This window comes from Mesorhizobium sp. 2RAF45, from assembly GCF_052115225.1.
Classification (GTDB): Bacteria; Pseudomonadota; Alphaproteobacteria; order Rhizobiales; family Rhizobiaceae; genus Mesorhizobium; species Mesorhizobium jarvisii.
The window spans coordinates 700,573-713,466 of the sequence record NZ_JBFRGG010000002.1 but is presented as its reverse complement, the minus strand read 5'-3'; the positions used below and the strand labels follow the sequence as shown (position 1 = coordinate 713,466).

Genomic DNA, 12,894 nt, shown 5'->3' with positions numbered 1-12,894 from the left:
AGGACGACAGCCAAATTGCCACGGTCGCCCCGAGATAGGGCTCCAACTACGCCGTGGCCAGGTGCAGCCGCTCGAAATCCTCGAAGAATTCGCCGTAGTCACAAGTGATCTCTTCGCCGGCGGCGATGTCGCGTGTCGCTGTCGCGCCACCATATCGCGAAAAATCTGTGTTCGGCGTCGCCGAATGGTTCATGAAGCGGCCATTGTCGACCTCATAGACCATGAAGCCCGGCCGATCCGGGCTCGGATAGGCATAGCGGTCGAGCAATTCCTTCAGAGGCTGGGGTGCGGCCTCGTATTTGTCCATCGGGATCAGCCGGTCGAAATCCGGATCAAGCCGCCAGATCGAGGCGCCCTTCCGGATCGGCTCGGCGGCGAACATGCCGACGCCCTCGATTGCGCTGGCGGCCACATAGGTTCGGATCAGCATCATGGTTTCGGGACCCGTTTCGACAGGAAACGGAATCGCCAAATCGCGCGGAAAAAGCAAGACCGGCTGCCTGCGTCAAAGCGGCGAACCGGCCTGTTCGCCGCAAAAAAACCTTCACGTCCGGTTGATCGAGACCCCGCCGTCGGCAAACAGCGCGGTTCCCGTGGTGAAGCTCGAAGCATCGGAGGCGAGGTAAAGCGCCGAGCGGGCAATCTCTTCCGGCTGCGCCATGCGTTTCAACGCATGGATGCCTTCGACGAAAGCGCGGGCTTCGGGCGTCGTTGTCGTCGCGCCCGGTGTGTCGGTGCCGCCCGGCAGCAATGCGTTGACGCGCAGGCCTTTCGGGCCGTATTCGGCGGCCAGAACCTGTGTCAGGCCGATCAGGCCGGCCTTGGCGGCGGCGTAGGCGGCCATGCCCGGCATGCCTGCGGTGTAGCCGACAAAGCTCGAGGTGAAGATCAGCGAGCCGCCGCCGCGCTCCAGCATGGCCGGTATCTGATACTTCGCGCCGAGAAAGGCGCTGGTCAGATTGATGTCCATCGTCTCGTGCCATGCCGCCGGCATCATGTCGGGCAGGGGCGCCATCAAGCCGACGGCGCCGGCATTGTTGAAGGCGATGTCGAGGCCGCCGAAGCTTTCGACTGCCAGATCGACAAGCGCCTTCGCATAGGCTTCGTCCCTGACGTCGCCGGCAAGCGCGATGGCCGTGCCGTCCGCGCCCGATATTTCGGCGACAAGCGTATCGAGCTCGGCCTGACGACGGGCCGCGACGACAAGCTTTGCACCTTCCTCGGCGAAGAGTTTTGCCGTGGCGCGGCCGATGCCGGAACTGGCGCCGGTGACGATGGCGATCTTGTTGGCGAGTGCGAGCATTTTGGGCATCCTGTTTTTCGCGCCGGTCTCGCCGGCAATCGGGATGCTTGGTCGCAGATGGGGCAGGTCGGAGCCACCCGATACCTGCCAAGGAGCGCCGTCCTGAGCTATTGCTTCAGCAGCCAGCCCAGCCGGTCGAGCGAAAATGCGTAGCTGATGGCGATGAGCAGGGCGACGACGATGCCCGTGGTCGTGTGACCCGCGCCATAGAATCCGGCAGCACCGCCGAACAGGATGACGAGTTCGAGCGCCAGCCGCACCGTGCCTGGCACCGGCACCGGTGCGCGGCCCGACCGGCTTGGGTCGTTGAGCACCGCGAAAGTACCCCACAGCACGGCCGCAACGAGCGGCAAGGCGAAAGCGAGGACCCAGCGCCACCATCCCTGGGAAAGGTGCCAGCCGGCAATGCCGAGGCCGAGCAGGGCGGCAAGCTCCAGCAGGAAGCGCAATGTCAGATTCCACCAGGCATTGCCCATTTTCGTCCTCCAGAATCGCGCGACGGACAATGTGGCTGAATGCACCCACGGCAGCCAGCCCGCACGGGTCTTTTTCGTCGTGGCGCAAAACGGCAAGCGCCGTCGCAAACAGCGCAAGGGTGGAAGCGCTGTTTCGCTAGTGATACACCTCGCGCGCCGGGCCGAACAAAAGCCCGGCTGCAATCCGCGAGATCTGTTGGCGCGAGGCTGGGACGTTGAAAAAATATTCGGTATTCGCCATCGCCCGCGAGGCCATGCGTGGCCACAAGGGCTGGGAGGAACAATGGTCCTCGCCTGAGCCCAAGAAGGAATACGACGTCATCATCGTCGGCGCCGGCGGCCATGGGTTGGCCACCGCCTACTATCTTGCCACTGTGCATGGCATCACCAATGTCGCGGTGCTGGAAAAGGGCTGGCTGGGTGGCGGCAACACCGGCCGCAACACCACCATCATCCGCTCCAATTACCTCTATGACGAGAGCGCCGGCATTTACGACCATGCGCTGAAGCTGTGGGACGGGCTCTCCCAGGAGCTCAACTACAACGTCATGTATTCGGCGCGCGGCGTCATGATGCTGGCGCACAATGTGCACGACATCCAGGTGCTGAAACGCCATGTCCACGCCAACCGGCTGAACGGCATCGACAATGAATGGCTGTCGCCGGAGCAGGCGAAGGAATTCTGCCCGCCGCTCAACATCTCCAGGGATGCGCGCTATCCGGTCGTCGGTGCCGCGCTGCAGCGGCGCGGCGGCACGGCGCGCCATGACGCGGTCGCCTGGGGCTATGCACGCGGCGCTTCGGCGCGCGGCGTCCACATCATCCAGAATTGCGAGGTCACCGGCGTCAAGCGCGCCGCCAACGGCGCGGTCATGGGCGTCGACACGACGCGCGGCTTCATCGGTGCCAAGAAGGTCGGCGTGGTTGCCGCCGGCCATTCCTCGGTCATCATGAACATGGCCGGCGTGCGCATGCCGCTGGAAAGCTATCCGCTGCAGGCGCTGGTGTCGGAGCCGGTCAAGCCGGTCGTGCCTTGCGTGGTGATGTCGAACACGGTGCACGCCTATATCTCGCAGTCCGACAAGGGCGAGCTGGTGATCGGCGCCGGCACCGACCAGTATGTCTCCTATTCGCAGACCGGCGGCCTGCACATATTGCAGCATACGCTGGACGCCATCTGCGAGATGTTCCCGATCTTCACGCGCATGAAGATGCTGCGCTCCTGGGGCGGCATCGTCGACGTGACGCCCGACCGCTCACCGATCCTGGCCAAGACGCCGGTGCCGGGACTCTACGTCAATTGCGGCTGGGGCACGGGCGGCTTCAAGGCGACGCCTGGTTCGGGCCACGTCTTTGCCCACACCATCGCCAGGGACGATCCGCATCCGATCAACGCGCCCTTCACCATCGAGCGCTTCCGCACCGGCCGCCTCATCGACGAGGCGGCGGCGGCGGCGGTGGCGCACTGATGATGATGGCCGAGATGGCTGTCGCCATGCCGCTGATGCTGGCGGGGGAACAAGGCATGTTCCATTTGCCCTCGGCGGACGAAGTCCGCACGCAACCGATCAGCCGCGCCGGAAACGAGGCCAACTGGCCGTTTTCCGTTGACGACGGCATATTGGCTTGCGTGTGGAGCGGCGGCCAGAAGGTGGTGATGTTCGTGGAGAACAGACCTTCCGATCTGGACGAGGACGATCCATTCGACCCACGCCGCGTGATCGTCACGACCGATCCGATGCAACTCACCATCGGCAACATGGCGTATCGCGACCTGTTTCGTCCGGCCGCAAGTGTCGAGGAGCGTATCCGGCTCGTCGCGCCGTTTGCGGCTATGGGCCAGAAGCTTTGCGACCAACCCCCCGGCGCCCGCGTCGGCCACGGCGAATTGTAGGAACAAACAGAATGCTTCTCATCCGCTGCCCCTATTGCGAGGAAGAGCGCCCGGAACTCGAATTCCGCAACGCCGGCGAGGCGCATATTGCGCGCTCGGCCAACATGGCGGGCGAGAGCGACGACGATTTCGAGAAGTTCTTCTTCATCCGCTCGAACCCCAAGGGCATCATCTATGAGCGCTGGCGGCACATGCATGGCTGTGCGCGCTTCTTCAACGCTGTGCGCGACACCGTCACCGACAAGTTCGTCATGACCTACAAGGCCGGCGAACCCAAACCCGCCAAGCTCCCGGGAGTTGCCAAATGAGCGGCGCGTTCCGCATTCCGAGAGCCGGTCGCCTCAGCCAGGCCAAGACCGCGCGGTTCAGCTTCGACGGCCAGTCCTATACCGGCATCGAGGGCGACACGCTGGCCTCCGCACTGCTTGCCAATGGCGTGCATCTGGTCGGCCGCTCGTTCAAGTACCACCGGCCGCGCGGCTTCCTGTCGGCCGGCGCGGAAGAACCCAATGCGCTGGTGCAGATCGTGCGTGACGACGCGCGCAAGACGCCGAATGTGCGCGCCACCGTGCAGGAGCTCTATGACGGGCTCGCCGCCAATTCGCAGAACCGCTGGCCGTCGCTGTCCTTCGACGTCGGCGCGGTCAACGACCTGGCATCACCGCTGTTTTCGGCCGGCTTCTACTACAAGACCTTCATGTGGCCGAAGGCGGCCTGGAAAAGCCTTTACGAGCCGAAGATCCGCGAAGCGGCCGGCCTTGGCGTCTCGCCCGACAAGCCCGATCCCGACCATTATTCGTCGCGCTACGCGCATTGCGACGTGCTGGTGCTGGGCGGTGGTGCGGCCGGCCTCGCGGCGGCCTTAGCGGCAGCGGAAACCGGCGTGCGCGTCATCCTCGCCGACGAGCAGGCCGAATTCGGCGGCAGCCTGCGTTTCGAGACAGGGGCGAAAATCGACGGCCAAGACGGTTTCGTCTGGGCGCAAGCGGCGATCGCTAAGCTCACAGCCATGGATAATGTCCGTGTGCTCTCGCGCACCACGGCCTTCGGCTATTACGCGCAGAATTTCGTCGGGCTGGTCGAGCGCGTCAGCGACCATTTGAAGGCTCCCGGCCACGAGTTGCCGCGCGAGCGGCTTTGGCAAGTACGCGCCAAGCGCGTGGTGCTGGCGTCTGGCGCCATCGAGCGCCACATGGTGTTCGCCAACAACGACCGGCCGGGCATCATGCTGGCGGGCGCGGCGCGTACCTTCCTCAACCACTATGGCGTGGCGGTCGGCAGGAATGTCGGCGTCTACACCGCCAATGATTCAGCCTATGCGGCGGCGATCGACCTGAAGAAGGCCGGCGTCAACATCGCGGCGATCGTCGATCTGCGCGACAACCCGACGGGACCGGTGATCGACGAGGCGCGGGCGCTCGGCATCGAGATCAATTTCGGCCGCGCGGTGATCCGTGCCGGCGGCAAATTGCGCGTGTCCTCGATGACCGTGCAGCCGAAGAATGGCGGCGGCGAGCGCACCATTTCCGTCGATGCGATCCTGATGTCGGCCGGCTGGACACCGTCGGTGCATCTGTTCTCACAGTCACGCGGCAAGGTCGCCTTCAACGACGAAACCAAGCGTTTCGTGCCGGGCACCTATGCACAGGATTGCGTTTCGGTCGGCGCCTGCAACGGCACCGACGGCTTGTCGGCCACGGTGGACGAAGCCTATGCGGCTGGCGCCATGGCAGCCAAGGATTCCGGCGCGAAGACCGCCAAGGGCACAAAGCCTAAGGTCGACGCCTCCGAAAGCTGGTCGCGCGGTATGCTGGGCGCGGCGCCTGGCGCCGGGCCGGACACGACGGTGAAGGCCTTCGTCGATTTCCAGAACGACGTTACCGCCAAGGACATCCGCCAGGCGGTGCATGAAGGCATGCGCTCGATCGAGCACGTCAAGCGCTTCACCACCAACGGCATGGCGACCGACCAGGGCAAGACCTCCAACATGCACGGCCTGGCGATCGCGGCGGAGACGCTCGGAAAGCCGATCCCGGAAGTCGGCCTGACCACGTTCCGCGCGCCCTACACGCCGGTCACCTTCGGGGCGATCGTCAGCCATGCGCGCGGCCCGCTGTTCGACCCGACGCGCAAGACGGCGATCCATCCGTGGGCGGAGGCCCAAGGTGCCGTGTTCGAGGATGTTGGCCAGTGGAAGCGCGCCTGGTATTTCCCCAGGGCCGGCGAAGACATGCACGCGGCGGTCGACCGCGAATGCGTCGCGGTGCGCAAGACCGCCGGCCTGTTCGATGCCTCGACGCTCGGCAAGATCGAGGTGGTCGGGCCGGATGCGGCCAAGTTCATGGAGCTGCTCTACACCAATCCGTGGGAGAAGCTGGAGCCCGGCCGTTGCCGCTATGGCATCATGCTGCGTGAGGACGGCTTCATCTATGATGACGGCGTCGTCGGCCGTCTGGCGCCGGACCGTTTCCATGTAACGACGACGACCGGCGGCGCGCCGCGTGTCATGAACCATATGGAAGACTATCTCCAGACGGAGTTTCCGCATCTCAATGTCTGGCTGACCTCGATCACCGAACAGTGGGCGGTCATCGCGGTGCAGGGGCCGAAATCGCGCGACATCATCGCACCGCTTGTCGAAGGCATCGACATGTCGGATGAGGCGCTGCCGCACATGTCGGTGCGCGAAGGCAAGATCTGCGGCGTGCCGACAAGGCTGTTCCGCATGTCGTTCACCGGTGAGCGCGGCTTCGAGGTCAACGTGCCGGCCGATTACGGCCAGGCCGTCTGGGAAGCACTGTGGGCCGAAGGCCAGAAGCATGGCGCCACCGCCTACGGCACTGAAACCATGCACGTGCTGCGCGCCGAAAAGGGCTACATCATCGTCGGCCAGGACACGGACGGCACGGTGACGCCGAACGATGCCGGTCTCGACTGGGCGGTCGGCAAGAAGAAGACCGATTTCGTCGGCATCCGCGGCATGGCACGGCCGGACCTGGTCGCCAAGGGCCGCAAGCAATTGGTCGGTCTCAAGACCAAGGACCCGAAGGTGGTGCTGGAGGAAGGCGCGCAGATCGTCGAGGATCCGAAGCAGGCAATCCCGATGAAGATGATCGGCCACGTGACGTCCAGCTACTGGTCGCAGAATTGCGGCCGTTCGATCGCGCTGGCGCTGGTTGCCGGCGGCCGCGACCGGATGGGCGACACCCTCTATGTGCCAATGCCGAACGGGGTGATCGAAGTGGAGGTTACCGGCATGGTGTTCTTTGACGAGACGGGAGGCCGCCTCAATGGCTAAGGCTGCTGCAAAGAAGACGGCTGCGGCCGCATCGCCTTCAGTCGACCGCCGTCCGGCATTGGCTGGACGCACTACGACGGCGACCGGCGTAAAGGTTGAAGTGCTGCCGCCAGCCGAGCGCATCTCGCTGCGCGCGCCGGAGGCTTCGGTCGCGGCGCTGTCGAAGGCGCTTGGCCTGACCTTGCCGAAGAAGCCGAAGACTTCCGCGTCGAAGGGCGGGCGCACCGCTCTGTGGCTCGGCCCCGACGAGTGGCTCGTCATCGACGAGGGCGGAAACGATCCACTCGCCGATTGTGCGACGGTCGCCGCGCTTCATTCGGCGGTCGGCATTTCACACCGTAACATCGCGATCTCCGTCACCGGTCCGGCGGCCGAAGCCGCGATCAATTCGGGCTGCCCGCAGGACCTGTCGCTCGACGCCTTCCCGGCGGGCGCGGCTTCGCGCACCATCCTCGGCAAGGCCGAGATCGTGCTGTTGCGCACGTCGAACGACGCCTTCCGGGTCGAGTGCTGGCGTTCGTTCTCGGACTATGTCTTTACTTTCCTGTCCGAGGGAGCCCGCGACGCGGCTGGCTGACCCGGAACGTTTTGCCGCCCGCGTTCGTTGTGCGGCAACAGGTCGAGGGAGAAGTGTCGATGCCGTCGAAGTCCGTGCCGAGGTTGCCACTCAAGAAGACGTCGGCCGTCCGCTCGCTTGAGCACGAGCAACACGAAGCGTCAAGCGCGGAAGAGGAGCTCGAGGAGGGCCTCGAGGACACGTTCCCGGCCAGCGATCCGGTGTCCATCACCAGTTCGGCGATCCCCGGCGCGCCCGCCAAGCCGGGCAAGGCCAAGACCGTTCCTGGTCGAAAATCCCGCAAGCCCTGATTTTCCGCAATTTTGGCCGAAGGCATCTTTCCAAGGTATCGCCAGATGGGATATTCAAAGCGCTTTGGAGGAGGAAAAATGCCGATAGAAGCTGTTGTCTGGGGCGAGAACGTCCATGAACAGACCAATGCCGCCGTCCGCGACCTCTATCCCTTGACCATGCATGGCACGATCGCCGCGGCACTCAACCAGGACAAGGGCATCGAGGCGACGACCGCCACCTTGCAGGAACCCGAGCACGGGCTGAGCGAGAAGCGCCTGGCCGCCACCGACGTGCTTTTGTGGTGGGGCCATGCCGCGCATGGCGAGGTCAAGGACGAGATCGTCGAGCGCGTGCAGAAGCGGATCTGGGAAGGCATGGGGCTGATCGTGCTGCATTCCGGCCATTACTCGAAGATATTCAAGCGGCTGATGGGCACGCCCTGTTCGCTGAAATGGCGCGAGGCGGGTGAGCGCGAGCGGGTCTGGGCGATCAACCGCGGCCACCCGATCGCGCAAGGCATCGGCGAATGCCTGGAGATCGGCGAGACGGAAATGTATGGCGAGCCCTTCGCCGTGCCGGAGCCGCTGGAGACGGTGTTCGTCTCCTGGTACGAGGGCGGCGAGGTGTTCCGTTCCGGGCTGACCTACCAGCGTGGCGCGGGCCGCATCTTCTATTTCTCGCCCGGCCACGAGACCTATCCGATCTATCACAATGAGGGCGTGCAGCAGGTGCTGCGCAATGCCGTGCACTGGGCGCACAATCCGGCGCCCGCATGGTCCGGCATCACCAATGCGCCGAACGTGCCGACGGACAAGGCCAAGGAGAAGATCGTGCAGAAGGGCCTGCGCCTGCATGCCGATGGCGACAAGGGTTTGAGTTGATGGGGGACCTGATCTGATGCATCGCCTGCTCTTGCTCGGCACCGGCTGGATCGCCGGACATCATGTCGAAGAGTTCGCAAAGGTTCCTGGCTGCAGCATTGTCGCCTGTGTCGATCAGCTGCCTGGCCGCGCGGCGGCGTTTGCCGCTGCCAACGAGATCGGCGCTTCTTTCGAGAGCCTTGAAGCGGCGATCGCCTGGGGCGATTTCGACGCCGCCATCAACGCCACTCCGGACGGTGTGCATAAGGCGACGACGCTGGCGCTGCTTGCCGCGGGAAAACATGTCTTTTGCGAAAAGCCGCTCGCGCCGAACCATGCCGATGCGCTTGCCATGACCGAAGCGGCCGAGGCCGCCGGCCTCGTCAACATGGTCAATCTCACCTACCGCAATTCACCGGCGATCCAGGAAGCACGGCGTCTGGTGTTGGCGGGCGCGATCGGCGAATTGCGCCATGTCGAGGCGAGCTACAAGCAGAGCTGGCTGGTCAGCAAATCCTGGGGCGACTGGCGCCTCGAGGACAAATGGCTGTGGCGGCTGTCGACCCGGCACGGGTCGACCGGGGTTCTGGGCGATGTCGGCATCCACATCCTGGACTTCGCCACCTATGGCGCGGCCCAGGATATTGTCAGCCTGCACGCCGATCTGGTGACGTTTCCGAAGGCCGAGGGCAACCGGATCGGCGACTATGTGCTGGACGCCAATGACAGCGTGGCGATGACGGCACGGCTGGCATCCGGCGCACTGGCGACGATCATGGCGAGCCGCTACACGACCGGCCATGGCAATGACCTGTCGCTGGCGCTGCATGGCACCAAGGGAGCGCTCAAGGTCGAGACCGATGGCAAGGCAGCGCGGCTGTCGGCGTGCCTGGGAGAGGACGTCGATGTTCAGCTCTGGCGCGAGCTGGCCCTGCCGGATGTCAAGCGCAACGCCCGGCGGTTTGTCGACGCGCTGGATGCCGGGCAGAATGGTGCCCCGTCCTTCCGGCGCGCCGCCGACATGCAGAAGTTGATCGACGCCGCCTTTGAGAGTTCGGCGAGCAGGCTGCCGATCTCGGTCGGCTGACATCCGGCCATCGCAGCGGTTGGCAGCCTTGGCGCAAAGCGATCAGCCAGGATTGCCGTCGCGCCAGGCGGTCTGCCCCATCAACCGGTTCATGGTCGACAGATACTCGTCTTCCGAGGTCGACCAACGCAACCTCGCCATTTCCTCGGTGTCCGGACCGGCGAGATAGCGCAGGCGGTTTGATGGATCGGTCGCCGCCGCATGGATTGTCGCAACGACCTGTTCTTCATCCGCATCCGGGAGCGGGTAGTTCATCATCGACCGCATCATGTGGTCGAAGTAGGGCTTGTATTCTGCCGGCACGGAAACGGCCTGTGACGCCTCCATGGTGTTGGCGGTGAAACTGGTGGTGCGCATGGCGCCGGGTTCGACCAGCTTGACCAGGATGTTCTGCGATTCAAGTTCGTAGGACAGCGATTCCGACAGGCCTTCGACGGCATGCTTGGTCGCGGTGTACAGCGCCAGCAGTGGTACGGCCGCCAGCCCGACGCCGGAGGTGATGTTGACGATCGTGCCGCCGCCATGATCACGCAGATGCGGGATGACGGCCTGCATGACATTCATCACCCCGAAAACATTGGTCTCGAAAATGCCGCGGATCGTCTCCTTCGCGGTCGCCTCGAAGATCGAAACGACGCTGATGCCGGCATTGTTGACGACGGTGTCGATATGCCCAAATCGCGCGATCCCGGCGGCAATGGCGCTCTCTATGCTGGCTGGGTTGGTGACGTCGAGAGGCAAGACAAGCATTTGCTCGGGATAGCCGGCGGCGAGGCTCTGGTCCGGCTTGCGCATCGTGGCGATGACGTTCCAGCCTTGGGCCGCGAAGTGCCTCGCCGTGGTCTTGCCCAGTCCGGAGGAACAGCCGGTGATGAGGACGGTCTTGGTCATTCACATAACTCCTTGAGGTTATGCGGGTGATCTAGGTAAAACGTTTGGGCTGATCTATAATGGAAAATGCCAGTTAAATTACGGATCGTCTCATTTGGACCCCTTGACCGATATCATCGCCCTGTTGCGCCCAAGGACGCTGCTGCTTGGCAATCTCGCAGCAACCGGTGAGTGGGGCATCCGCTCGCCATACCAGACCGACCCCACCTTCTATCTGGTGACCGAAGGTGAATGCTGGTTCGAGCCAGACTATGCCGAGGCGGTGCGGCTGTGCGCGGGGGATTACCTCCTGGCCGCGCAGCCGTCTTCGGTGTGCTTCGTCAGCCACCCCGGCGCCAAGCTCGTCCTGTCCGACACCGAGTTCAAGCAACGCAATACGGTCAACAATGAGCTCAGGGTCGGCACACTAGCGGAAGGCCCGACGACGCGCATCCTTGGCGGCCTGATCCTGTGCGACCCGGCCAATGCCGATCTGCTGTTCGGTCTGCTGCCACGCTTCACCCATATACGGGCGGCGGAGGAAGTCGGGGAAAGGCTGGGAAACCTGATGCGCATCATCGTCGATGAGACAAACGCTGCACGGCCGGCCAGGGACATGGTGCTGTCGAGGCTGATCGAGGTGATGCTGATCGAAACGCTGCGGCGGGATGGCGCGCGGCGCGCGTTACAGCCTCAGGGACTGCTTGGCGGCCTTGCGGATCCGAAGCTGGCGAGGGCGCTCGCCCACATCCATGCGGATGTCGGCAGAGCGTGGACGGTCGCCGAACTCGCCAGAAGTGCCGGTATGTCACGCTCGCGCTTTGCGCGGCGGTTCACCGATATCGTCGGGGCAGCACCGGTCGAATATCTGCTGGCGTGGCGCATGGCGCTGGCCAAGGATGCCTTGCTGCATAGCCACAAACCGCTCAGCCAGATCGCCGCCGATGTTGGCTATCAATCGGCTAGTGCCTTCAGCACCGCCTTCAGCGGCAAGGTTGGCTGCGCACCAACTCAATATCAGGCGCAGAACCTGGGGTAGCTATCTCGTCCATGCCCGGGGAAACCCCGGGCGGGGATGCGGTCGATCTTAGAACGCGCTTGGCAGGATCCAGGGATTGATGCTGATGCCAAGGCGCGGGCCCTTGCCTTCAGCGGTATTTTCCGCGGTGCCCTTCTTCTCGACCGAGCCGGTCGAGGCGCAATCCAGCTTCACATTGGTCTTGGTGTCGACGCAGGTCGCGGCCGGCAGGTGCTTGACCGGCTGGGTGGTGCCGGCGGCGAAGACCGAACCGGAAAGTGCCACCACGGCGGCGAGGGCGAGGAGTGTCTTTTTCATCGTCAGTCTCCGTTTTCGACGGGTGAATTTCTTCCGTACATGTACGGTGCTACGTACAAATACGACTGCCGATCGCGAAGTTCAAGTCAAGATCGTACGCGTACGATAAACTTTTTTGTTAACCAAGAATTTGCCCTCGGTTTGGTCCGAAGGGGTGGCTGGAAACGAAGGAGATGTCGTTCAGCAGTTGACCAGTGTATCGGTCAATGGCGGTACGTTCTGGGTGCTCAGTGCGGCCAGTTGGAAATCGCACATGCGTTTCACGAATGCCTGCGGGTCGCCGAAGGGGTAGAAGGGAAAGGTGATCAGCAGCGAGATCGTGCCGTGGCCGACCGCCCACAACATGGTGGCGATGGCGCGCGGATCGCCTTGCAATTTTCCGGCGGCGACGCAGGCTTCGACCCGCGTGATCAGCACCTTCATCGCCGGGTTGGCCTCGTGCATTTCTTGAAAACTCCGACCTTCCGGCGGCCTGGTCTTTTCGGTCATGAAAACGGTGCGGTATTCATTGGGATTGCCGAGGCCGAAGGCGGCATATTCGGTCATCACGGCCTGCAAGGCCTCGACCGGATCGTCGGACGGATGCTCCTCGATACGGCGGGCAAGCGTTTCGAAAGCGTCCTCGGCCAACGCGAACAGAATGTCCTGCTTGTCGGCGAAATAGGAATAGACCGACATTGGCGCGTAGCCGACCCGCTTGGCCAGTTTGCGGATGGTCAGGCCCTCATAGCCTTCTTCCTGAACGAGCTTATGCGCGGCCGCGACCAGTTCGGAACGCAGTTCGGCCTTCTGTTTCTCGCGGCGTTTCTGCACGCTCAGCGGCAAATCCGGTGCCTTTCGGTCGTGTCTGGGGTATCTGGCTATATTATATACGCTGTACGGAAACGGACAAGGGCACGGGAAGTTCCCAAACGGCATGG

At 63.7% G+C, this 12,894-nt stretch carries 15 protein-coding genes; 9 read left to right on the top strand and 6 right to left on the bottom strand.

Translation table 11 applies throughout. The features are described 5' to 3' along the window. Positions 1 to 46: 46 nt before the first annotated feature. From AB4Z43_RS08285 to AB4Z43_RS08275, 3 genes are all read right to left on the bottom strand, one after another. A complete protein-coding gene (locus AB4Z43_RS08285; protein ID WP_027047389.1) occupies positions 47 to 433 on the bottom strand; it encodes an SET domain-containing protein in 387 nt (128 codons plus the stop codon). A 111-nt stretch (positions 434 to 544) separates the two neighbouring features. After that, the gene (locus AB4Z43_RS08280; protein ID WP_441936856.1) at positions 545 to 1,303 is read right to left on the bottom strand and encodes an SDR family oxidoreductase; all 759 of its coding nucleotides are present in this window, start codon (positions 1,301 to 1,303) and stop codon (positions 545 to 547) included. A gap of 107 nt (positions 1,304 to 1,410) precedes the next feature. Then, a complete protein-coding gene (locus AB4Z43_RS08275; RefSeq protein ID WP_027047387.1) occupies positions 1,411 to 1,779 on the bottom strand; it encodes a YrdB family protein in 369 nt (122 codons plus the stop codon). Positions 1,780 to 1,994: 215 nt separating this feature from the next. On the opposite strand from AB4Z43_RS08275, the gene AB4Z43_RS08270 reads away from it, so the two are divergent. The 8 genes from AB4Z43_RS08270 to AB4Z43_RS08235 all read left to right on the top strand — a co-directional run bounded on the left by AB4Z43_RS08270 (position 1,995) and on the right by AB4Z43_RS08235 (position 9,768). Further along, positions 1,995 to 3,248, top strand: a complete 1,254-nt coding sequence (locus AB4Z43_RS08270) for a sarcosine oxidase subunit beta (RefSeq protein ID WP_032931625.1) — start codon at positions 1,995 to 1,997, stop codon at positions 3,246 to 3,248. Positions 3,249 to 3,250: 2 nt separating this feature from the next. Continuing rightward, positions 3,251 to 3,673, top strand: coding sequence for a hypothetical protein (locus AB4Z43_RS08265; protein ID WP_064981676.1), 423 nt, complete (start codon positions 3,251 to 3,253; stop codon positions 3,671 to 3,673). Between the two features lie 11 nt (positions 3,674 to 3,684). After that, positions 3,685 to 3,981 (top strand): sarcosine oxidase subunit delta, encoded by a 297-nt coding sequence (locus AB4Z43_RS08260; protein WP_019861127.1) that lies wholly within the window; start codon positions 3,685 to 3,687, stop codon positions 3,979 to 3,981. Further along, positions 3,978 to 6,971: a sarcosine oxidase subunit alpha gene (locus AB4Z43_RS08255; protein WP_064980847.1), complete on the top strand. Its 2,994-nt coding sequence runs from the start codon at positions 3,978 to 3,980 to the stop codon at positions 6,969 to 6,971. The genes AB4Z43_RS08260 and AB4Z43_RS08255 overlap by 4 nt, the downstream gene beginning before the upstream one ends. Further along, the gene (locus AB4Z43_RS08250) at positions 6,964 to 7,548 is read left to right on the top strand and encodes a sarcosine oxidase subunit gamma (RefSeq protein ID WP_019861125.1); all 585 of its coding nucleotides are present in this window, start codon (positions 6,964 to 6,966) and stop codon (positions 7,546 to 7,548) included. Before AB4Z43_RS08255 ends, AB4Z43_RS08250 begins: the two co-directional genes overlap by 8 nt. A gap of 59 nt (positions 7,549 to 7,607) precedes the next feature. Continuing rightward, on the top strand, positions 7,608 to 7,838 hold the full coding sequence (locus AB4Z43_RS08245; protein ID WP_027047386.1) for a hypothetical protein: 231 nt from the start codon (positions 7,608 to 7,610) through the stop codon (positions 7,836 to 7,838). Positions 7,839 to 7,916: 78 nt separating this feature from the next. Continuing rightward, complete coding sequence (locus tag AB4Z43_RS08240) at positions 7,917 to 8,702, top strand: ThuA domain-containing protein (protein ID WP_441936852.1); 786 nt, start codon at positions 7,917 to 7,919, stop codon at positions 8,700 to 8,702. 16 nt (positions 8,703 to 8,718) lie between these two features. Next, entirely contained in the window at positions 8,719 to 9,768 is a 1,050-nt protein-coding gene (locus AB4Z43_RS08235) for a Gfo/Idh/MocA family protein (RefSeq protein WP_019861120.1), read from the top strand. Between the two features lie 42 nt (positions 9,769 to 9,810). Here AB4Z43_RS08235 and AB4Z43_RS08230 read toward each other — a convergent pair whose 3' ends face one another. After that, on the bottom strand, positions 9,811 to 10,659 hold the full coding sequence (locus tag AB4Z43_RS08230) for an SDR family oxidoreductase (RefSeq protein ID WP_069093106.1): 849 nt from the start codon (positions 10,657 to 10,659) through the stop codon (positions 9,811 to 9,813). A 103-nt stretch (positions 10,660 to 10,762) separates the two neighbouring features. On the opposite strand from AB4Z43_RS08230, the gene AB4Z43_RS08225 reads away from it, so the two are divergent. Continuing rightward, the gene (locus tag AB4Z43_RS08225) at positions 10,763 to 11,677 is read left to right on the top strand and encodes an AraC family transcriptional regulator (protein ID WP_051726866.1); all 915 of its coding nucleotides are present in this window, start codon (positions 10,763 to 10,765) and stop codon (positions 11,675 to 11,677) included. A 48-nt stretch (positions 11,678 to 11,725) separates the two neighbouring features. Here AB4Z43_RS08225 and AB4Z43_RS08220 read toward each other — a convergent pair whose 3' ends face one another. Both AB4Z43_RS08220 and AB4Z43_RS08215 read right to left on the bottom strand, forming a co-directional pair. After that, on the bottom strand, positions 11,726 to 11,974 hold the full coding sequence (locus tag AB4Z43_RS08220; protein ID WP_441936849.1) for a DUF680 domain-containing protein: 249 nt from the start codon (positions 11,972 to 11,974) through the stop codon (positions 11,726 to 11,728). A 180-nt stretch (positions 11,975 to 12,154) separates the two neighbouring features. Next, complete coding sequence (locus tag AB4Z43_RS08215) at positions 12,155 to 12,799, bottom strand: TetR/AcrR family transcriptional regulator (protein WP_019861116.1); 645 nt, start codon at positions 12,797 to 12,799, stop codon at positions 12,155 to 12,157. Positions 12,800 to 12,894: the final 95 nt, after the last annotated feature.

Coding starts and splice junctions, on each gene's coding strand:
- AB4Z43_RS08220 (WP_441936849.1), bottom strand. CDS start 11,974: ATGAAAAAGACACTCCTCGCCCTCGCCGCCGTGGTGGCACTTTCCGGT.
- AB4Z43_RS08250 (WP_019861125.1), top strand. CDS start 6,964: ATGGCTAAGGCTGCTGCAAAGAAGACGGCTGCGGCCGCATCGCCTTCA.
- AB4Z43_RS08235 (WP_019861120.1), top strand. CDS start 8,719: ATGCATCGCCTGCTCTTGCTCGGCACCGGCTGGATCGCCGGACATCAT.
- AB4Z43_RS08265 (WP_064981676.1), top strand. CDS start 3,251: ATGATGGCCGAGATGGCTGTCGCCATGCCGCTGATGCTGGCGGGGGAA.
- AB4Z43_RS08240 (WP_441936852.1), top strand. CDS start 7,917: ATGCCGATAGAAGCTGTTGTCTGGGGCGAGAACGTCCATGAACAGACC.
- AB4Z43_RS08275 (WP_027047387.1), bottom strand. CDS start 1,779: ATGGGCAATGCCTGGTGGAATCTGACATTGCGCTTCCTGCTGGAGCTT.
- AB4Z43_RS08255 (WP_064980847.1), top strand. CDS start 3,978: ATGAGCGGCGCGTTCCGCATTCCGAGAGCCGGTCGCCTCAGCCAGGCC.
- AB4Z43_RS08280 (WP_441936856.1), bottom strand. CDS start 1,303: ATGCTCGCACTCGCCAACAAGATCGCCATCGTCACCGGCGCCAGTTCC.
- AB4Z43_RS08260 (WP_019861127.1), top strand. CDS start 3,685: ATGCTTCTCATCCGCTGCCCCTATTGCGAGGAAGAGCGCCCGGAACTC.
- AB4Z43_RS08285 (WP_027047389.1), bottom strand. CDS start 433: ATGATGCTGATCCGAACCTATGTGGCCGCCAGCGCAATCGAGGGCGTC.
- AB4Z43_RS08245 (WP_027047386.1), top strand. CDS start 7,608: ATGCCGTCGAAGTCCGTGCCGAGGTTGCCACTCAAGAAGACGTCGGCC.
- AB4Z43_RS08230 (WP_069093106.1), bottom strand. CDS start 10,659: ATGACCAAGACCGTCCTCATCACCGGCTGTTCCTCCGGACTGGGCAAG.